The 20,195-nt window shown below is 52.4% G+C and carries 19 protein-coding genes; 7 read left to right on the forward strand and 12 right to left on the reverse strand.

Annotation, left to right across the window (positions count from 1 at the left end; all coding sequences use genetic code 11):
- Positions 1 to 4: 4 nt before the first annotated feature.
- The 9 genes from LC073_RS18185 to LC073_RS18225 form a co-directional block, all read right to left on the reverse strand.
- Positions 5 to 1,522, reverse strand: a complete 1,518-nt coding sequence (locus tag LC073_RS18185) for an amino acid permease (protein WP_226648743.1) — start codon at positions 1,520 to 1,522, stop codon at positions 5 to 7.
- Between the two features lie 74 nt (positions 1,523 to 1,596).
- On the reverse strand, positions 1,597 to 1,989 hold the full coding sequence (locus LC073_RS18190) for a hypothetical protein (protein WP_226648744.1): 393 nt from the start codon (positions 1,987 to 1,989) through the stop codon (positions 1,597 to 1,599).
- Positions 1,990 to 2,283: 294 nt separating this feature from the next.
- On the reverse strand, positions 2,284 to 3,087 hold the full coding sequence (locus tag LC073_RS18195; protein ID WP_226648745.1) for a class I SAM-dependent methyltransferase: 804 nt from the start codon (positions 3,085 to 3,087) through the stop codon (positions 2,284 to 2,286).
- A gap of 35 nt (positions 3,088 to 3,122) precedes the next feature.
- Positions 3,123 to 3,512, reverse strand: coding sequence for an STAS/SEC14 domain-containing protein (locus LC073_RS18200; protein WP_226648746.1), 390 nt, complete (start codon positions 3,510 to 3,512; stop codon positions 3,123 to 3,125).
- Between the two features lie 48 nt (positions 3,513 to 3,560).
- Positions 3,561 to 4,109 carry a hypothetical protein gene (locus tag LC073_RS18205; RefSeq protein WP_226648747.1) on the reverse strand — a complete coding sequence of 183 codons (549 nt, stop codon included), beginning with the start codon at positions 4,107 to 4,109 and terminating at the stop codon, positions 3,561 to 3,563.
- Positions 4,110 to 4,403: 294 nt separating this feature from the next.
- Positions 4,404 to 4,859, reverse strand: a complete 456-nt coding sequence (locus LC073_RS18210) for a hypothetical protein (RefSeq protein ID WP_226648748.1) — start codon at positions 4,857 to 4,859, stop codon at positions 4,404 to 4,406.
- Between the two features lie 345 nt (positions 4,860 to 5,204).
- Positions 5,205 to 5,852 (reverse strand): OmpA family protein, encoded by a 648-nt coding sequence (locus LC073_RS18215; RefSeq protein ID WP_226648749.1) that lies wholly within the window; start codon positions 5,850 to 5,852, stop codon positions 5,205 to 5,207.
- A 732-nt stretch (positions 5,853 to 6,584) separates the two neighbouring features.
- Positions 6,585 to 6,812 (reverse strand): SlyX family protein, encoded by a 228-nt coding sequence (locus LC073_RS18220; RefSeq protein ID WP_226648750.1) that lies wholly within the window; start codon positions 6,810 to 6,812, stop codon positions 6,585 to 6,587.
- Positions 6,812 to 7,954 carry a serine hydrolase domain-containing protein gene (locus tag LC073_RS18225; RefSeq protein WP_226648751.1) on the reverse strand — a complete coding sequence of 381 codons (1,143 nt, stop codon included), beginning with the start codon at positions 7,952 to 7,954 and terminating at the stop codon, positions 6,812 to 6,814. Before LC073_RS18225 ends, LC073_RS18220 begins: the two co-directional genes overlap by 1 nt.
- A 109-nt stretch (positions 7,955 to 8,063) precedes the next feature.
- On the opposite strand from LC073_RS18225, the gene LC073_RS18230 reads away from it, so the two are divergent.
- On the forward strand, positions 8,064 to 8,528 hold the full coding sequence (locus LC073_RS18230; protein WP_226648752.1) for a PaaI family thioesterase: 465 nt from the start codon (positions 8,064 to 8,066) through the stop codon (positions 8,526 to 8,528).
- A gap of 59 nt (positions 8,529 to 8,587) precedes the next feature.
- On the opposite strand, the gene LC073_RS18235 is transcribed toward LC073_RS18230, so the two are convergent.
- Positions 8,588 to 9,421, reverse strand: a complete 834-nt coding sequence (locus tag LC073_RS18235; RefSeq protein WP_226648753.1) for an ion transporter — start codon at positions 9,419 to 9,421, stop codon at positions 8,588 to 8,590.
- A 191-nt stretch (positions 9,422 to 9,612) separates the two neighbouring features.
- Between LC073_RS18235 and yciH the strand changes: the two genes are divergently transcribed.
- Complete coding sequence (gene yciH, locus LC073_RS18240; RefSeq protein ID WP_226648754.1) at positions 9,613 to 9,936, forward strand: stress response translation initiation inhibitor YciH; 324 nt, start codon at positions 9,613 to 9,615, stop codon at positions 9,934 to 9,936.
- Here yciH and LC073_RS18245 read toward each other — a convergent pair.
- Both LC073_RS18245 and LC073_RS18250 read right to left on the reverse strand, forming a co-directional pair.
- Positions 9,933 to 12,512 (reverse strand): hypothetical protein, encoded by a 2,580-nt coding sequence (locus tag LC073_RS18245; RefSeq protein WP_226648755.1) that lies wholly within the window; start codon positions 12,510 to 12,512, stop codon positions 9,933 to 9,935. The genes yciH and LC073_RS18245 overlap by 4 nt on opposite strands.
- Positions 12,513 to 12,732: 220 nt before the next feature.
- Positions 12,733 to 13,383, reverse strand: a complete 651-nt coding sequence (locus LC073_RS18250; protein WP_226648756.1) for a TetR/AcrR family transcriptional regulator — start codon at positions 13,381 to 13,383, stop codon at positions 12,733 to 12,735.
- Positions 13,384 to 13,597: 214 nt separating this feature from the next.
- Between LC073_RS18250 and LC073_RS18255 the strand changes: the two genes are divergently transcribed.
- The 5 genes from LC073_RS18255 to LC073_RS18275 all read left to right on the forward strand — a co-directional run bounded on the left by LC073_RS18255 (position 13,598) and on the right by LC073_RS18275 (position 20,185).
- Entirely contained in the window at positions 13,598 to 14,491 is an 894-nt protein-coding gene (locus LC073_RS18255) for an SDR family oxidoreductase (RefSeq protein WP_226648757.1), read from the forward strand.
- Positions 14,491 to 16,098: an acyl-CoA carboxylase subunit beta gene (locus LC073_RS18260; RefSeq protein WP_226648758.1), complete on the forward strand. Its 1,608-nt coding sequence runs from the start codon at positions 14,491 to 14,493 to the stop codon at positions 16,096 to 16,098. The genes LC073_RS18255 and LC073_RS18260 overlap by 1 nt, the downstream gene beginning before the upstream one ends.
- 83 nt (positions 16,099 to 16,181) lie before the next feature.
- The gene (locus tag LC073_RS18265) at positions 16,182 to 17,348 is read left to right on the forward strand and encodes an acyl-CoA dehydrogenase family protein (RefSeq protein ID WP_226648759.1); all 1,167 of its coding nucleotides are present in this window, start codon (positions 16,182 to 16,184) and stop codon (positions 17,346 to 17,348) included.
- A 9-nt stretch (positions 17,349 to 17,357) separates the two neighbouring features.
- Positions 17,358 to 18,161 carry an enoyl-CoA hydratase/isomerase family protein gene (locus LC073_RS18270; protein ID WP_226648760.1) on the forward strand — a complete coding sequence of 268 codons (804 nt, stop codon included), beginning with the start codon at positions 17,358 to 17,360 and terminating at the stop codon, positions 18,159 to 18,161.
- Positions 18,161 to 20,185: an acetyl/propionyl/methylcrotonyl-CoA carboxylase subunit alpha gene (locus LC073_RS18275; protein WP_226648761.1), complete on the forward strand. Its 2,025-nt coding sequence runs from the start codon at positions 18,161 to 18,163 to the stop codon at positions 20,183 to 20,185. The genes LC073_RS18270 and LC073_RS18275 overlap by 1 nt, the downstream gene beginning before the upstream one ends.
- Positions 20,186 to 20,195 lie beyond the last annotated feature (10 nt).

Raw genomic sequence — 20,195 nt, forward strand, 5'->3', positions numbered from 1 at the left:
CTTGTCACTCGTCAATATCGGAAAATGACTGCTGCCTATGACCACCCTCTTGGCGCCAAGAGGGTTTGCGCAAGTAGAAAATCAGTAACGGAATGACCACTGCAATCACAATCCCGGAAAAAACTAAAGCCACGTAAGCTTTGGGGTCGGCAATTGTCAGCTGCTGTGGGGGGAAAAAGGACACCAACAGCGCAAATGAAACGGCGGCAATGCCAGTGCCAGCGGTAATCCAAACGCCAGTGATTCCACCAGGTATTTTAAAGCTTCTGGGGAGATCTGGCTGGGTGTAACGCAAACGGATAACCGCTGCAAACATCAGTAAATACATAATGATATACAGGCTAATCGCCATTACTGAGATCAATACAAAGGCTGTGGAAACGTTATCCACCCAAACATAAATGGATGAAATCAGCAAAACAATCAGGCACTGGGTGTAGAGGATATTTTTTTGTACACCGCGGGCATTCTCCCGCTGAAACCAGGGTGGCAGCATGCCGTCCTGGGCTGTGGCCAGCAGCCCCTTACTGGGCCCAGCCAGCCAGGCCAGAGCTCCCCCCAAAGCCCCATAGGCGATTAACCCTGCCAGAATTTGCACTGGCCATCCAATACCCAGTAACTGTGAGAACCCCTGGTTGAACGCGGTGAAAAGGCCCGTCTCTATAGAGATCTGCTTATAGGGAAGAATCGCAGAAATAGCCAGCGCGCCGAGAGTAAAGACCAGAAATGACACTAGGGCGGCAATACCGATCACTATCGGATAACCGCGGCGGGCATTGGGCATTTCGGATACATGGCTGGCCTGGGCCTCAATGCCAGCAAATGAGAGCAATATTCCTCCAAGAAAGGCAACTGCTCCCAGGCCGGTGATGTGTGGAAACCAGCGCGGATGTGCCTGCCCTTCCTCCCGTACAGCCACAGCTGGGTCTGTGGCCGCTTCCCAGCCCAGTGGATGTCCCAGCATTACCCAACCTATTGCCAATGCAATGAGAATCACACAAGGCATCAGTGTGCCCAGCAAGAACCCATATTTGGTAACCTCTGCCAGAAATTTGGTTCCAGAAAGGGCTACCGCGGTGGCAATTAGGTAGGCAACTATACAAAAGCCGCCAATATAATAAGTGTTACCAGCGAGACTCTGATCACCGAGGGCATAAGCAATGGCTGCCGCTGCAAATCCCAGTTCAGTGGGATACCAGACAACACACTCCGCCCATTGCAACCAAATAGCGATAAAACCCACCTTGGGCGTGAAGGCCTCCCCCACCCAGGTATAAACTCCACCGGTACGGTCAGAAAAGGCACTACCCAATTCGGCGGCCACCAAACCGGCCGGAATTAAAAATAACAGAGCGGAAATGCCAATGTAGAAAAACATCGTCATTTCTTCCTGCGCCATCATAGGCAGATTGCGGAGGCTGGTTACGATAGTTGCTGCGGTAAGAAAACCAAGAGCACTTGCAGAGAATATTTTGCGATTGGAAATATCTGGCTGCTGCGATTCGTCGATCTCACCTCTCACAGCCAATACCCCGCTCTATTAAAGGATACCACCAGGTAAACGCGGCCCGGCACGATAGAGTTTGCCCACTGTTTTTAGGCGCTGACAAGCTTACGGAGCTTAAATATTAAGTAGACACCGGTCATAAATGGGCTAGAAATACAAAAAATAATGAAGGTAGGAATCAGCCAATTTTTCATGCCCAGCGTAAACATTAAAACAATAGCGAGAACCGCTGATATCAAACCGAAGATTAGAAGTTTTATTACACGCCCTGCCTGAATAGGATCAGAATATGCGCGATCAAAACTCGCGAGAAATAGGCCAATCACGCCGAGAAGGCCAAATACATAACAAATAATAATTAAACTATCTTGCCACGAATTATAGCCACCGATGAGCTGTTTCGAGATTATGAGAACATACATGCCACTCCCAACTAACATTGGGACTACAGGCAGAATTGAAGAGGTAACTCGTAAATCCATTTCAAGTCTCATTAGCACTTAACGCTTTTGAGGGAAAATCCTAGCCCACAAAACAATGATCCAAGCCTTCTCCTAGTCATATATAAGCATGTATAGGCATGCACCTTCACGACTTGCAGTAACACATCCCTGTATTACTGGGGCGGCAAAATGGTGGGGATCTCTAGAGGACTCCTCACTAAAGGATACTTATCTAATCACTATCGGCCAGTGTAGATAAATTGGATAATGAATTTTAAACCTTAAAGTATCGAGAGATACCTTGTAGGCGTGAAGAGTATTAAAAGTCGCCTATCAACTTGGCACACCGTGTTTGGTATAGATATCGAAGCGCCCCGACTTCCCCTCAAAAGAAAGCGCTGGCTTCTTCTCTGCAAGATACGGCGCCAGCTTGGGGCGCTTGACCACGGTGCGGTAGTAGCAGGCCCTGAGTGCGGGCTCTAGTAAATCATCCGCATCCTGATCCTCTCCGACCAGATGATGGAAAGCCACCATTTCCTTTTTTACCTTGGCACTCTTACCTCTGGGAGGAAACATGGGATCCAAGTAGACAACCGGCCAGGATTCCTCATCTTGCTGAGCTAGCCATTCCGCGGCGGGCACATCCTCATCAGCAAGCGATAAATGCCTGGCAATCTCAGCCAACTCCGGGTCCGTAACGGAGGCCTCCCGCAATCGCCGCAGGCCGTCCTGCAAGAGCAGGCGCACTATTGGATTGCGTTCAAGCATCTGCACCTCACAGCCCAGGGCTGCCAGAACAAAGGCATCACGGCCAAGTCCAGCAGTGGCATCCAGTATGCGGGGGTGAAAACCAGGACGTAAGCCTACGGCTTTGGCGACCGGTTGGGCTTTGCCACCACCGTATTTGCGTCGGTGTGCCAAAGCCCCACCAACAAAATCGACAGAGATAGGCCCTGGTGACTTGCGCCCGGTAGTACAGAGTTGTAGCTGTTCACCACAGGACAACACCTGGGGAATATCATTGACTTCCGATGGAGCGACTACCCCCAGGCAGGGAAGATTGAGTCGACTGGATAAATCCTGGGCGGCGGGTAGGTCTTCAGTTGTCACCGCAATAATGGCCAAAGCTGGGTTCACCGGCGCTCCAAATAACAGTTAAATGGCGCGCGATGCTAACCCGGATTTTCCAGCCATGCCAGAGCTTCGGAGTATTCATCCTGAGGGAAAGGTCGCACCTCTGCACTGACAAAATGGCAGACCAGATGCGGCATAAATTTCAACACCGGGTTATCTGATACTACGGCAATTTTTTGTATATGTTTTTCATGGTCCTTCACAAATCGAAAGTGCGAGATCATCGCGACAAAATTTTCCCATCCCGCAAAATCTTTGGCATCGATCAGCAGCCCCTCTATCCTGCCCTGCTCCCGAATAATAGGGTCGATTTTTTCTGCCAGCTGATGAAAATCCTCTGCGGTAAATTTTCCTCGAGGCCGAACCTGTAAAACGGTATGTCCTTGTAGCCACTTATGTTCGATCATTTTGCAAAATTTACGGGCCACCTGAACCGGCAGCCCGCAGTGCCTCCTTTATACCTGTTAATCCATTAATTAGGGCTCGTCTTCGTTAGTATTCATGCCCTGGTCAATTTCACTGTCGCTATCCGGTGTACTGTCATCGAGGTTATCTGCACCTTCTACTTCTCTCTGGGCCTCTTTAGCAGCATCTTCTACCACGTTATCCGTTGAAGTGTCGGAATCTGCATCGGGCGTATCCGCCGCTTCCCCATCGGCACCTGGAACTGGGGGAGGACCACTAGCACCGCTATCCCCCGGCGATCCGGGCAATGGGCCTGCACCCATAGTATCTGGCCCTTCCCCAGAACTGGCATCATCACCAGGAGGTGCTGGATCGGTTTGCTCGGAGTCCTGTGGCATTTGGGCATCGGGATCCCCCATACCATCCGGGGGCGTGGCAGTACCATTTGGAGAGGTTGAATCACCACCGCTGCCAGATGGCTTGGAGTTGTCATTCATCTGCTCACTATTGGGTGAGTTCATCGAATCGTAAGCTTCTTTGGCTTTATGCTCGCCACTGCGAGACATAAAGTATCCGATGATCAACAACAGTATGATCAGTGGAATCAATAACTTCTTCATATGTCGACCTCTCGACCCCAGGCAGTTTCAAAATTTGCGCTCTTGCATGGCCAGCACCCAGCGCACTGAGAATCTACTTATGACCTAAAACGTCTGGCCTTACAGCCTTTTTGACGCCGAAGTAAAGCAAGATCAACTTTTATCGGCCAAAGAAGATGGCGCCAATAATGATAAGAATAACCCGGCATGGAAGTTCTTCAAGGCAGTGGGCTTGAACAGAAGAGTCTGGATTGCTGTAACTGGCTGGCAACTTACAACTAAATGTTCTAATAAGTGTGGCTTTTACTGAATAAGTCAGCCTTGGGAAATAAATTCTTTAAGCTCAGCCAACAGTCCCTCAGCCTCCGATTCAACAACTGCCGAATCGCAACTGTGCAGTTGCAGCCTGCCATAACTATCGAGCCTAGCGAAAATCAGATAACTCTCGCCTTTTTCAAGTTTCTTATCACAGTATTCCAATCCCAGGCGAAAAGTAATTTGATCTGCCACTATGCCTTTCCAAACCTGGCCGGGCACTGCGGAATAAACATAACCCGAGATGGCTGTTACTCCCGGTTCCGAAAGCGCACTGTCCACATCCCGGTGAATACCAATAACTTCCACCTGTGCCACTACGGCCGCTTCGCTAAAACGGACCTCTAGGTTAGTGCCAGATTCAACCACTTCCCCCTGCCAGGTAAAAGCCTGTATAGCCACTAGCGTCAGGGCAAAGCCCCATAAGGAACTCCACTTGAACAAGGAATGACTCACGACTTTGCTCCACTTTTCTTTTATTAGTAGATGTAGGGATAGCACAGCCACCCGAGAGATCGCCGTTTTTTTATGCTGTTGGAATTCATCAGTGTTCCACTCCTCAAGAAAACCTACAGCGGTATAAAAAACAACCAATCCAATAAAAGTGAGAACTCTGCGAAACTCGATGAATAAAAGAAGTACAGCGGACGCGAATGATTACAGAAGATAGGGAATCTCTGTTGTGATGCTGTCAATAGAAAAGGAGGAGTTGTGTCACTGCGTACATGATCACCATTGAAACCAAGGAGTATCAAGACGCAGTGACATGCAGCTGTTTATCAGCTCAGCTGCACAAAGGAATTACAGTGGCAGTAATTCCAGCTCAACACGACGGTTGGCCTGGCGACCAGACTCGGAGTCGTTGCTGGCCAGTGGGTAGCGCTCACCATAACCAACGGCCTGCACCCGGCCAACAGAAACACCATTGTGGCTAAAGAAACTCGCCACAGAATTGGCCCGCTGCTCACTCAGAGACTGGTTATACACATCGGAACCCGTACTGTCGGTATGGCCGCTCACGCGGATAGCGGTCTTGTCGAATTCCTGTAAAACCACGGTAACCGATTCCAGGGTGTCGTAAAAATCGGTACGGATATCTGTGCGATTGCTGCCAAAGGTGATATTGCCTGGCATGATCAGGCGAATATTGTCGCCCTCACGCTGAACCCGTACGCCGCTACCTTCAAGGCGCTGACGCAGAGCCATTTCTTGACGGTCCATGTAGTAACCAATACCGCCACCAATCGCAGCACCACCAAGGGCACCGGTAAGAGCCCCCTTCTTGCGATCTTTCTTGCTCGCGGTTGCCACGCCAACAATGGCGCCAGCTACTGCGCCCATTCCCGCCCCTTTGGCGGCATTACTGGTTTTACTCTCGCCGGTGTAAGGATCCAGAGTGGAACAGCCTACCAGTGAGCCCATAGCGAGAATTGCTACCCAATGTTTCATTATTGGTTCTCCTAACGCACTTTTAATAAACGGGTATCGGGACGCACTGAGTTCAGTGCTCCTGCACAGTGCCGGTATTATCCAGCTAAAAGCTGACCGGCGGCTGAATCAACCCAACCAAATTATGTGGAGAATACGACGAAGCCAATTCCAGTTCTATTGACCAGTCCCCATTGCAGGCTTCGAAGTCCTAAGTTGCAGTATCTTCTTGCGATACTTTTCTGTGGTTTTTTTTCCTGTGATATTTCCTGTGGTCCTTCTATACACAGCAGCTGAATAAAAAGCGATCAAACCAGACTTCTTCCACAGGTTTTGTGGATAACTCTGTGCATTAATAAACAGGGGTCCGCGCCAGGCGGCATACAGTCTCGCCTGCAGCGATTTGCATATTTTTTAAACTCCCCGGTTTTTTACTGTAAAAACAATAAGTTAGAGATGGTTTAAAAAATAATGTACCAGATGTATCAGTAAATAATCAGGCGCCAAAACCTCGGATTTAAGTGTGGAAAAGTTTGTCAATAGCAAAGACGTCACAAGACAGACTTTTTTTAGACACTTTAATACTTAAGGTCATAGTGACGTGGCGCCAAAATATTTTCGATAAATTTTGGCGATTTTTCTCAGCGTAAATTCTAAAAAATAACGCCATATTTGTTTTCTGGCGCCACTCCGTAATGGAGCAATGAAAGGATGAATACACACCAAATTCACTGCTCATTTTTTCAACGCCGCTCAGTAATGCGGTGGCTTCTCGTCAGCTTGCCTGCCCCCACCCTGCATTTCGAAGGTCAGGGCACTGTACTTCTCTCCAAGTTCACGCAGTCTCGCCACCACTGAGCGAATATCCGCATCTTGGCGCGTAATTACATCATTTAACTGGGAGATCGTATCCTCCTGAAAAGCTAAGCGGCTCTCCAGCTCATCGATACGCTCCATTAGTTTTAAAACTTCTTCTGTCATTACAATAATCCGTACAGTGTCTCAACCAGGCCAACCGCACGACGGTCCATAAACAGACTTTGCCCCAATCGTGTAGTGATGTAACCCACTCCTAAGCCCTGCTCTGGGTCGGCAAAACCGACACTGCCTCCGGCACCTGGATGGCCAAAACCCTGCTTTCCGCCAAAACGCAGATCTGCGGAGTGACTGCTGCGAATAAAGCCACAGCCAAAACTTACTTCGGCCTGTAGTACTTTATCTCGCCCACAACTCTGTTCTTGCGAGGCTTCATTAACCCACTCTTGCCCAAGGGTTGTTGGATTCCCCCCCGCCAGATCACCGTAAACCGTCGCCAGGTCCCGCGCACTGAAATGGCCATTGGCTGCGGGAATCAAGGCACCGCGCCACTCGGGGCTGTTAGTTCCCATCATCAGGCTCACCGGATTACTAAACGCCATAGAGACCGGGCCTTTACGATCTTCTTTGATCGCCCGACCAATGGCATTCTCACGCAGCTCCGGCAATGGTTGTTTTAATGGGCTCACATCGGCGATGCGGCTAGAACGATGCCCCATTGCACCAAAGCCGCCATCGAGATTGAGGGGTTTGGCTAGCATTTCTCGATAAAGTTCCAATAATGGTTTTTCCGCAACCCGCTCTATCAGGCCACCCAGACTCCAACCGTAAAGAAAGGGTGCATATCCCTGCTCACTGCCTGGCTCCCACCATGGGGCTGTGTGGGCAACCGCATCGCAGGCCGCCTGCCAATCATAAATAAGGCTGTCCTTAACCCGCTCGCGAAAGGCGACCAAGCCACTGCGATGACAGAGAAGTTGGCGCGCGGTGACAGATTCTTTATGCGGTGCAAATTCTGGCCAGTAATCCGCGACTGGGCGATCCAAATCCAACTTGCCCGCTTCTACCTGCTGCATAGCGAGCAGTGCTAGCACCCCCTTACTGGACGAAAAAACATTGACCAGCGTTTCTTCCGTAAAGGGTTGCTTCCCTTCCCGGTCGGCACTACCCGCCCACAAGGAGCAAATCAACTCACCTTGCCGTCGCACTGCAAAGGCGGCACCAGTATCTCCACACTCGCGAAAATTTTTGCCGAAAGCCTCGAACAGGGCTTCGAAACCGGGGGCGCAAAAGCCGTATATTTCCATGTATCTAGGTCCAGATAATTCGGGTAACTCTATTGCAAGTCCGCAAGGTTAGTTTCTTCCCCTCCCTGGCGCAAATCGTTACTATGCGCGTCCACAGCGAGGGATAGTTATGACTGAGCAAATTGCCATTCAGGATCAGATTAAGGGCAACCATTGTTTTGGTTGCGGGCCGGACAACGACCAGGGCCTGCGTATTAAAAGCTATTGGGTCGAGCCGGATAAATCCCGTTGTGAATTCACACCCAGCCCGTACCACAATGCTGGGCCCGCTCAATATTTAAACGGCGGTATTATCGCCACGGTGATTGACTGTCACACCGTTTGTACCGCCATCGCCGATGGTTATCTGCAAGCGGATCGCAATGTGGGTAGCGGAGATAAAATTTGGTTTGCCACTGGCAAACTGGATATCAGGTATCTGGCGCCCGCTGCCATCGACAAACCGGTTATCTTGGAAGCCACAATTGTCGAACGCGGCCCCAAGAAAACCATCTTGCACTGTGACCTCAGTAGCGACGGGCGCCTTTGCGCAAAGGCAGAAGTGGTTGCTGTACGCGTGCCAAACGAGTGGTAATCCGCCGCACTAGGCCCCTCATGACAGCTGGGAGCCCCCTTGGGGCACCCACAACCAGGTCATACCTTTTCCGCTAATGTGGGAAGCTCCAGCCGGTAACCGCAAAACTTGCAGTATTCCGCATCTGGATCATGGGTGCTGCGGCCGCAGTTATTGCAGCGGTGATGTTTGCGCTCGCGATGCATCTCACCCGCCAGCTCAGCGGTGAGGATGCCCGTTGGTACGGCGATAATTGAATAACCAATCAACATGGTCATGGCCGCAATACCCTGCCCCAATGGTGTTTGAGGAGAAATATCCCCATAGCCAACGGTGGTAATGGTCACAATCGCCCAGTAAACACTGGTGGGGATACTGGTAAATCCGTTTTCCGGCCCTTCCACCACAAACATCAGCGAGCCGAAGATAATACACATCACCAGGACGCTGGAGTAAAACACCAGAATTTTCCGCCGGGCCAGCCCCAAAGCCCGCAATAGCAGGTTGGCATCCTGCAGGTAGCGCACCAACTTTAAAATCCTGAAGATACGCAACACCCGCAGCAAGCGGATCACCAGCAGATAAGTTGCCCCGGTATATAGTAGGGCCAGGTAACTGGGCAGAATCGCCAACAGGTCGACAACGCCATAAAAGCTGAAAATATATTTGCGTCGATTACCCGAACAATAGATACGGGCAGCGTATTCCAAGGTAAAAAGACCGGTGAAGAGCCACTCCAGTGTGGTCAGTAGCGCACCGTAACGTTGTGCGATTGGACCAATCGAGGCCAACAGTATCAGCCCAACACTAATTAAAATTGCCCAGATCAAAAACACGTCGAAGTTACGCCCTGCGGGCGTGTCAGTGCCAAAGATGACTTCATTGAGCAGTTTGCGACGTCCAGTCAACGCCATGGATCAACCTCTTCTACCAGCTGCTAGGGATGTACATCGAAATTTTACCCGCTGGCGGCTGGCGGGTCGCCCCCTATTCCACTTCTTCCGCTTCCCTAAAGAACTGACGGCGACCTCTTTGACTTCCATCGCGCCTCGGGCACAATCGCGCCCCAGCTAGTCAGTGCAACATTTTTTAGGAGCCCAACGCTATGGCCAAGGAAAATCGTCTCGTCTACTCCACCGACCGCGGTCGAATCAAAGAAGAGCCCGCAGCGGAAAAGCAGCACCAAGGTGATGGGATCGTACGTATCCAAAGAGAGACCAAAGGGCGCAAAGGCAAGGGCGTCACCTGTGTGCGCGGCGTGGATGGCACAGATAGTGAGCTCAAGTTACTGCTGGCAGAATTGAAAAAACGCTGCGGCTGCGGCGGCGCCCTGAAAGACGGGGTAATCGAAATCCAGGGCGATAAGCGCGCCGAAATCAAAGCGCTACTGGAATCTAAAAACTACAAAGTAAAGCTCGCCGGCGGCTAGACCGCCTGCAGCAGACGCAAGGGGTTCACTTCCAACTGCCCCTCTCTTTCCAAGCAGCGCTGTAGCAGAACCGCCAGTTGAATCTGGTAGCGCTCCCAAATTATTGAACTCGCGTATTTGCAGCGGGACTCCATGGTATGCACCATCGCCAACGCCTCCTGATGTCGCTGGGGTAGCTGCTGTAATGGCTCACGCTTGGCCTTGATACAAAGAGCGCTATCCAAACCCTGAGCCTTTAACAGCTCTGATGACTCCACCGTAGCAAAGGTGGCATCCAGTTCCCGCGCGGAAAGGGCCAGGTATTTCTGCACCAGTTCCCGCTCGGCCAGGTCCGGGGACAAGCGACTCGCAAAGATTGCGAGACTGGTACTGTAACCCGTAAGGCGTTCGAGGTGTGTTGCCAGCGCCTCATAAGCAGCCAACTGGCTCAGCAGACTCCGTGCCTGCTGTCGCTCCCGCGCCGGCATAGCCACAACGGCCAAGCACAACCGTTGATAAAACGCTGAATAGATATGCTGGAGCTGCCGCTCGATTTCTTCCAACTCAGACCTTTTTATTGCCGCGGCTTCCTGAGCCGCTGCGAGGCTGGCACTATTCAAGGAATAATCCTGAGGCTCGATACGCACTTTGGCTCGAATCAACGCCGCCCCCAGCTGTATCGATACCATCAGTAGGCGCGCGCGCTCTCGCTGCTCGCGCAACTCTCGCAGTTCAATTAATTTACTGCGCAGCCAATCGATACTGGTCTGTAGATCCATCGCCTGCAGCTCCTGTGAGGCTGGCCTGCGAAGGGGCAATAAAGTCAGAGGCGGCAGGCGGTTAAAATAAACATCCAAGACCACCAATGCCTCTTCCGCCTCATGGCTGGAGCAAAGTAACCGGCGATTCTCCACCACCTGACAATCGGGTGCACTAGCTTCCGCGCTGATGTTCCTGGCCAATGTGGGGAAATCGACAAAGAGGTTTTCCAGGGAAAACGCCCTCTGCAGGCGCCCATGTAAATTGCGCTGTTGAACAATCTCAATACGTTCTAGATCTGCCGCTTCAAAGACATCCCAGGGATCACTGACCTGGCTCATTGCAAGCTCGATGGTTTTACCGGTTTCCTCATCGAGATTTTCCAGGGTCCAGGCTACAGCGGCAGGGATATTTTCAAAGCACTGCCCTACGGCTGAAGCCTCTCGCGCAATCTCGGCAACCATTAGGTCTGCATGCACCAGGCGATGCCAGTTTCCGGCAAACTCGGCAAAAGCCTCGCTGCCTATCAAATCGGCGGCCCAAAGGTCAGCACGGGATTCCAGGTAACGGGCACTCCGCCGAGTTAAAGCACGGTGCAGATTTTCGAGTCGCTCAATCACTGGCAACAGGAAATACCCACAAGTAACCAGCATTTGATGGAAGGGTTTCAGCGGCCCCGGCTCACAGTGGCTGCACAGCATACTTCGCTCATTTTCCAGAGCCCACTGCATCAGTTCCAGGCGACGCACTCCATCCAGAACCAGCCAGGCCAGCAGACCATTTAATTTTCCCTGAAAAAGGCCAAGGTTACGCACCACCAATGCCAGGGTATCGCGACCACTTAGGGAAGCTACACTGGCCAACCCCAGATTCAGGGGCAGCTCTTGGCGCATCACGTCAGAAAACCTGGGGGCACAGTAGACACGGGCATCCGGGCTTAATACCAGAGACTGTACCCTTGGTAACTGTGTTGCATTTGAGAGCTGTTCAAACAAACGCCATAGGTCTTTGTATTCAGAAGGCTTTAAGGGTTTTTCACCAGGTTTTGTACGAGCATCCCTAGGAAAGCAAAAGTAGGGCAAAGCCAACAGCAACAATAAAAAAACAAAAACTGTCGCTCCCCCCAAACTGAACAGCAGAGAAGCGCCAGTTAATTCCCCTTGCCAAACCGCCAAGGGAATTTGCCATAGCAGTGCGCCAGCACAATAAAGACACAGTATTGCCACACTAATAAAAACTGCGGGAGTCACTATCGCGGGGAGCAGCCCAAGGAGGACCCGTACACCTGCAGCGGCCACGGTTGGCTTCTTATTGCTGAAGAGAGACTTTTCTTTTCCCTGCGCTTCAGGCTTTACTGTTTTTGGTTTGGCCTCTTGAGACGCTAGTCGAGTTCCTGGGCGCTCTGTATTACTCCTAGCACTCACTTTTACGGAAGTTACAGTACGGCTATCTCTATCTTGCCCACTTTCAAGCCCTCCTTCTTTCAAGGCCTTACCATTGGAAACGGCATCCAAGGCCGTTTTGCTTGACGGTTTCGCTTCTATACTGGCCCTACGCCGCTGGGCCACTTTGATTTTTGCGATCAACTGCTGGTTATCGAACTTTCCCGCAGGACAAACCTCGGCACGCAAACCCATCTTGTGCAGACGGGCCCTGTACTCCAGGGCCTGTGACGATATCAGGCTATCTTTAATCACCCAGCCTTTTAGCAGTAACCTGCGTGCCTGTGCTTCTGGAATCGAGAATAGTTTGGCGATATCCCGAGTCACAACTTCTGGTTTCTTGGCGTGAAGCATCCGTCCTGTGGAAACCACCTGGTATAAATCCTGGCCCGCCATTTCCCTCTCCTGTCACCAAGTGACACTTATTGTCACAATTATTACATCTTGCGCGCAGAGTAAAAGATTCGGGAAAAAACAGGTGCGCACCAGTTCTCAGGAAAGTCTTTAAAGAGGAGAAATTGGCAGGAAAGGTGGCAAAGTGCACAGTTTTATCGGCACTTTGCCGGTAATTAGTATTGCTTTAGTGTTTAAGACTTATAGTTCTTAAATCTAGTGCTTAAATCTTCGGCGCGAAGATTTGATAGGCCCGATCAGTCAGCTCGGGAATGGTCAATCCATTCTCCCTGACTTTAAACCAGCTATAGGTATGACTCAGCGCACCGACCATAAGGCGGCGTACCACTGTGGCATCCCCGCCGGGGCAATGAGCCGAGTTGATCGCATCCAGCCATATTTGCTCGTACTCATCACGCAGTAACAGCACTTCTTTCTGGCTTTTGTCTGACAAGCTGCGCCACTCCATCACCAAGATGGAAAAACCCGGCACCGCCCGCTCGTGAATGGCCTCAAGCTCAGACTGGATACAAGCGCGCAACTTCTCCTGAGGTGACGCGGCCTGCTCCACCGCACTGCGCATACGGGCACTGGCAAAAATAGTTACCTCTTTCATCACTTCGCAAAGAATCTGCTCCTTACTGGAGAAATGATGAAAAATACTGCCAGATAGAATGCCCACTTCCGCGGCCAGATCTCGCACGGTGGTCCGTGAAAATCCCTTTTGCTCAAACAGGCGCGCGGCGGCATTGAGCAAACGCCCCCGTGGAGAAGCCGGGTCAGTAAGCTCGCCCTTCTTTACCAATGCTCCAATTAGTTGCTGCGGCGACATAGCACCTTGTACCCCCGCTATTACCTGTGCGCCCTCTTGCACGAAACACTCCCAACTCTTTGCTTTCTTTTTTGCATTCTTTTGCAGACATATCGGCAACCTAACAATCACAGGATTAAGAGAAGCCAACTCTTGAATACCAAGCGCTTGCTTGGTAGCGTTAAGCTATTCTGCGTTTTCCCTCACGCAGGCGCAAGAGCGGACAAGAACAATAAAAATTGAACAGGCCTGACTGGCCCAAGAAAAGGAAATTTTCATGCGCTATCAAAGCCAGCTGCGCTCAGGCAGCTTTAGCGAACAGTCCCATATTGTCACCGGTGGCGGCAGCGGTATTGGCCGCTGTATCGCCCACGAACTGGCCAGCCTCGGCGCCCATGTCGTATTGATCGGACGCAAGTTGGATAAATTGGAACGTGTTGCCGGCGAAATCAGTAACGATGGTGGCGAATGCAGCCACTACAGCCTGGATATTCGCGACGAAGAGGGGGTACGGGAAACGGTTGGGCAAATTGTCCAAGCTCGAGGCAGAATTCACGGGCTGGTGAACAATGCCGGTGGCCAGTTCCCCTCCCCCCTTGAGCAGATCAACACAAAAGGCTTCGATGCCGTCGTCCGCAGCAACCTGCTCGGTGGCTTTTTAATGTCCCGCGAAGTCTTTGTGCAGTCGATGAAGCAGCACGGCGGCAGTATTGTCAATATCACGGCAGATAATACTGGCGGTATGCCGATGATGGGCCACTCCGGTGCCGCCCGCGCGGGCATGGAAAATATTACTGAAACCGCTGCACTGGAATGGGCGTCTTTTGGCGTTCGAATCAATGCTGTAGCACCAGGCTATATTCTCTCCAGCGGTTTTGATACCTACGACCCTAAATTCCTGCGCGAGCTACTGCCGGGTTTCCGCGACAGCATCCCCCTCTACAGACTGGGTGAGGAAGCCGAAGTCAGTGGCGCCGTGTGCTTCCTGTTGTCCGATGCAGCCAGCTATATCACCGGGCAAACCCTGCGTATCGACGGCGGCTCTAGCCTCAAACATCACTCTCCCCTCTGGCAACCGCAAGCCGCCAGCAACTCCAAACGCTTTAATGGATTCCACCGCAAACGCAGGCCCCAGGTAGTGGAAGAATTGGAAGCTGAGGGCAAGCTCTAATGCAGCCGATAGATTCCCAACTCGACAACCGCTCGGCAGAGTTCAATGACAACAAAACTGCCATGCTGGAACAGATCAACCAGTTTCGCGAGGCTGAGCAACGCCCGGTTCAAGCGGAGAAAAGCAAGGCTGACCGTTACCGTGATCGGGGCTGGCTGCTGCCACGGGAGCGCCTCAATTTGCTGCTCGATCCCGGCGCCCCTTTTGTTGAGCTGTGCTCCCTCGCTGGCTATAAACTTTTTGACGACCAGGATGGTAGCGGCGCGGGCGGCGGTGCCATTTGTGGTATCGGCCAGATCAGTGGCCGACGCTGTATGGTGCGGGTGGATAATTACGCGGTAAAAGGTGGCACTATTTCTCCTGCTGGAATGGACAAAGCCCTGCGTATGCAGCGTATCGCCTTGGAAAATCGCCTGCCGGCAGTCACTCTGGCACAGAGTGGCGGCGCCAACCTGATGTATGCCACCGATACTTTTGCCCCGGGCGGGCGGGGATTTGCGAACCAGGCGCGCATGTCCGCCGCCGGTATTCCACAAGTTACTGTGGTGCATGGCGGTGCTACTGCTGGTGGTGCCTACCAGCCGGGCCTGTCTGATTATGTGATTATGGTGCGCGGTCAAACCGGCATGTACCTGGCCGGACCGCCATTGCTGAAAGCCGCTACCGGGGAAATTGCCGATGAAGAGAGCCTCGGCGGAGCGGAAATGCATTGTGCGGAATCCGGCAGTGGCGATTACCTGGCAGAGAACGATGCCGACGGTATTCGCTTAGCTAGGGAAATTATCGCCGCCCTGCCCTCACCAGTGAAAAGCTCTGTAGAAAAAGAATACCAGGACCCGCTGCATCCTATTGACGATCTGCTCGGCCTGATTCCAGCAGACAGCAAAAAGCCCTACGACGTGCGCGAAATTCTCGCACGTATTGCCGACGGCTCCGCCTTGCTGGACTTCAAACCGGAATTCGATCGGCAAACTGTGTGTGGTCATATCCGTATCGAAGGCTTCGTCGTGGGGATTATTGGCAATAACGGCCCCATCACCCCCAAAGGGGCCAACAAGGCCGCGCAGTTTATCCAGCTGTGTGAACAGAGCGGCACGCCCCTGTTGTTTCTGCATAACACCACAGGATTTATGGTGGGTACCGAGGTTGAGCGCAACGGCATTATCAAACACGGGGCCAAAATGATTCAGGCCGTGGCCAACGCCAGCGTGCCAAAACTCAGTATTGTCGTAGGCGGCTCCTATGGGGCTGGCAACTATGCTATGTGCGGTCGCGGATTCGATCCCCGCTTTATTTTCGCCTGGCCCAATTCACGTACCGCAGTCATGGGCGCTGCCCAGGCAGGCAAGGTGATGCGCATCGTCACCGAGCAAAAAATGCAACGCAGCGGCAGTGTCGATAAGGTGGTGTTAGACAAACTGGAAAACGATACCAGTGCATTTATGCAGGGCAATTCAGATGCTCTTTCCTGCAGTGCCCGCCTTTGGGATGACGGCATTATCGATCCCCGCGATACTCGCAAACTCTTGGGCCTATTGCTGGAGGTCTGTAGTGAGGCCGAAAAGAGCAAACTCAACAATAATACCTTTGGCGTAGCAAGGTTTTAAACCGAAAAGCCTGGGCAACAAGGAAGTGCGGTTGCCCAAAATCACAATCACCGGGTTCACACTTCAAGGCAGGGAAAATAATAATGATATTTAGCGATCAACACCGGGAACTACAGCGCACCGTACAAAACTTTGTACAGCAGGAAATTAACCCCAACGTGGCGGAATGGGAAAAAGCCGGCCGCTTTCCTATCCGCGAAATTTTCAAGCAACTGGGCGGCCTGGGCCTGCTCGGCATCAGCAAGTCCACAGACTTCGGCGGCCTCGGTCTCGACTTCAGTTATGAAACTGTTTTCCTGGAAGAACTGGGCGGCGCCCACTGTGGCGGCGTACCCCTATCGATTTCGGTGCAGACCTCCATGTGTACCCCTGCCCTGGCCAATTTCGGCAGCCAGGATCTCAAAGAGCAGTTCCTGATTCCCGCCGTAAACGGCGAGATGATCGGCGCGATTGCCGTATCCGAACCAGGCGCCGGCTCCGATGTCGCCTCAATAAAAACCACGGCCAAAAGCGACGGCGATGACTATGTGATCAACGGCAGCAAGATGTGGATCACCAATGCTCCCTGCGCAGACTTTTTCTGTACCCTGGTCAATACCAGTGAAGGCAAGTCCCATAGCAATAAATCCCTGATTGTTATCCCGGCGAAGATTCCAGGGGTGCGTATCGGTGAAAAACTCGACAAACTGGGCATGCGCTCATCGGAAACCGCCCCTATCTTTTTTGACAATGTGCGGGTACCCAAACATTTCCGCATCGGCGATGAAGGTGCCGGTTTCCTGTTGCAAATGCTGCAATTCCAAGAGGAGCGCCTCGCCGGCGCCGCGCTGAACTTAAAAGGTCTGGAGAACTGCGTAAGTAGCACCATCGACTATGTGCGCGAACGCCATGCTTTTAAGGCACCATTGATCGACAACCAAACCATTCATTTTGCTCTCGCGGAAATGCAGACCGAAGTGGAGTGCCTGCGCTCATTAACCTGGCGTGCAGTAGAAGCTTATGTGGCAGGAGAGGATGTCACTACACTCGCCTCTATGGCCAAGCTTAAGGCCGGCCGCCTGTCCCGAACTATTCCAGACCAGTGCCTGCAGTTCTGGGGCGGTATGGGCTATATCGAGGAAACGATGATCAATCGCGCTTACCGTGACAGCCGCCTTACCGCTATCGGCGGCGGTGCCGATGAAGTAATGCTCGGCATTATCTGTAAGCTGATGGGCATATTGCCCGGCAAGCGCAAACCCACCGCGTGAGGTCAGGCCATGCAGACCGTAATTGATGAAACCATCGGCATCGCCCGCCACCTCACCCTGAATCGTCCACAACAACGCAACGCTATCAGTTTGCAAATGGTGGATGAGCTTCTGCAAAAACTCACAGAAGCCGAAAAAGATCCGCAGGTACGGGCGTTGGTGCTTCGTGGTGCAGAGCACAACTTCTGCGCCGGTGGCGATATTGCCGATATGCTCAACGCGCAACAGGGCGCGAGTAATGGTAATAGCGATGCATTCTTTCACCTCAACCGTCGCTTCGGAGAATTGATGGAGCGATTTAATCGCACTCCCCTGGTCGTCATTGCCGTATTGCAAGGTGCCGTAATGGGCGGCGGCCTCGGTCTCGCCTGTAGCGCCGATATTGCCATCGCCGATCACAGCTGCCGCTTTGCTTTGCCGGAAACCCGTCTGGGTTTACCGCCTGCACAGATTGCCCCATTTGTCGTGTCACGGATCGGCCTCTCCCAGGCTCGGCGCCTCGCACTCAGTGGAGCCAAAGTCAATGCACAGCAAGCCTTGGATATCGGACTAATCCATCAATTACTCAACGACCCAGAGGCCCTTGAAGGCGCGCTACAGGAACATCTCGGCGCGATCAATGCCTGCGCCCCTGGCGCCCTGGCAACGACCAAACAGATCTTGCTGGATGCAGCGCGGGTCATTGACGAGACTGCCCTCGGTCAACTGCTCGACGGCGCCGCACAGAAGTTTTCCAATGCGATTCAAGGCCATGAAGGGCGCGAAGGCGCCCGTGCATTTCTGGAAAAACGATCACCGGAGTGGCAGCACTGATGTCGACAACAGAAACCCTGCTAATCGCCAACCGCGGTGAAATCGCGCTGCGAATTATGCGTACCGCCCAAGCGGAAGGCTATCGCACCGTCGCCATCTACAGTGATGCAGACCGCGACGCACTACACGTACAAGCTGCCGATATTGCCGTGGCCATTGGCGGACAGACTTCGGCGGAGTCCTATCTGGATATCCAAAAAATTCTCGACGCGGCAAAAAAATCTGGAGCTACTGCCGTTCACCCCGGTTACGGTTTCCTCGCTGAAAATGCGGAATTCGCCAGTGCTTGTGAAGAAAACGGACTGCGCTTTGTCGGCCCCAGTGCACATGTGATAGAGCTGATGGGCAACAAACGCAAAGCCAAGGAGTTTGTCGCCGCTGCCAGTGTACCCTGTATTCCCGGCTTCCAGGGTGCACAGGACGACGACACCTTAATCGCCGAGGCGCGGCGCATTGGCTTCCCGTTAATGATCAAAGCCGCTGCCGGCGGTGGTGGGCGAGGCATGCGTCTGGCTCACGGAGATGTTGATCTGGCCTCCCAGTTGCGCGCCGCCCGCAGTGAATCCATGAGTGCATTCGGCAGTGACGAATTAATTCTGGAAAAGGCACTGATCAACGCCCGCCATATCGAAATCCAGGTATTTGCGGACAGCCATGGCAACTGTATTCACCTGGGGGAGCGGGATTGCTCCGTACAACGACGTCATCAAAAAGTGGTCGAAGAGTGCCCTTCCCCCGCCGTAGATGCCAAACTGAGGGAGAAAATGGGACAAGCCGCCGCCACTGCCGCACATGCTTGCGGTTATCAAGGCGCGGGCACTGTAGAGTTTTTACTCTGCCCCAACGGCGAGTTCTATTTTCTGGAAATGAATACCCGATTGCAGGTAGAGCACCCGGTAACAGAAATGGTAACCGGATTTGATCTGGTAGCCTGGCAACTGGCAGTGGCCCGTGGCGAAGCCCTTCCCGTCTCCCAACAGCAAGTCACCCAGCAAGGGCACGCCATAGAAGTCCGCCTGTATGCCGAAGACCCGGAACAACAGTTCCTACCCCAAGCTGGAAGAGTACTTCACTGGATGGCTCCAAAAGGGGAAGGAATCCGTATCGACCACGCCCTCAAAAGTGGCAGTGAAATTACTCCGTTTTATGACCCAATGCTCGGCAAATTAATTGCCTGGGGACAGGATCGTGAAGAGGCCCGGCGTAAGCTAGTCCGCGCCCTGGCACAACTGGAATTTATCGGGCCGAAAAATAATATCTATTTCCTGCAAAAGATAATGGCTGAACCCCAGTTTATCGCCGGCGATGCCGATACCAGCTTTCTCGATCAAAACAGCGCGCTGACTTCTGTGGAATTGGTTCCGGCAGAAATTACAGCACAAGCGGTGTTACTCAATCACTTGCGTCAAGCCAATCCTGAGGATCAGCGCAGTGGCCGCAGTGACTGGCGCAGCGGTGATAACAGCGTTCCGATCAGGTATCGGCTGGAGATTTCCGGGCAAACCCAAAACTGTGAGCTGCTGGCGTTATTAAATAATTCTTATCAAATCAGCGTGGGCGATCAACACTTCCAAATTCAATGGCTCAATTGCACAAAATCACGAGAGGAAAGCGGACTCTGTAGCGCCGAACTACTGCTAGATGGCGTTAGCCTTAAGAGACTGTTCCTAGCCAACAGAAGCAACTTGTATCTCTTGTTGGACGGCAAGCAATTTCATTTTGTAGATATCACCCACGCTCCAGCCAAAACAAGGCTAAATCAGGGCAATGGCTGTATTACCGCTCCTATGGATGGCTGCCTCGTGCAGGTATTGGTTGAGCCCAGTCAAAAAGTTCAACGGGGGGATACTATCGCCTTAATGGAAGCTATGAAAATGGAGCACCCTCTGCGCGCAGACCGCGATGGTATTGTGATTAAACTGGGCGCTAGCGCAGGAGATCAGGTACGCGGTGGCCAACTGCTGGTACAGATCGAAGGCTCACTTCCTGAAACTGCAAAAATTCCCAGTGACGCTACTTCTTAAAGGAGTTCAC

The organism is Microbulbifer variabilis (assembly GCF_020524905.1).
In the GTDB taxonomy this organism is placed as follows: Bacteria; Pseudomonadota; Gammaproteobacteria; order Pseudomonadales; family Cellvibrionaceae; genus Microbulbifer; species Microbulbifer variabilis_A.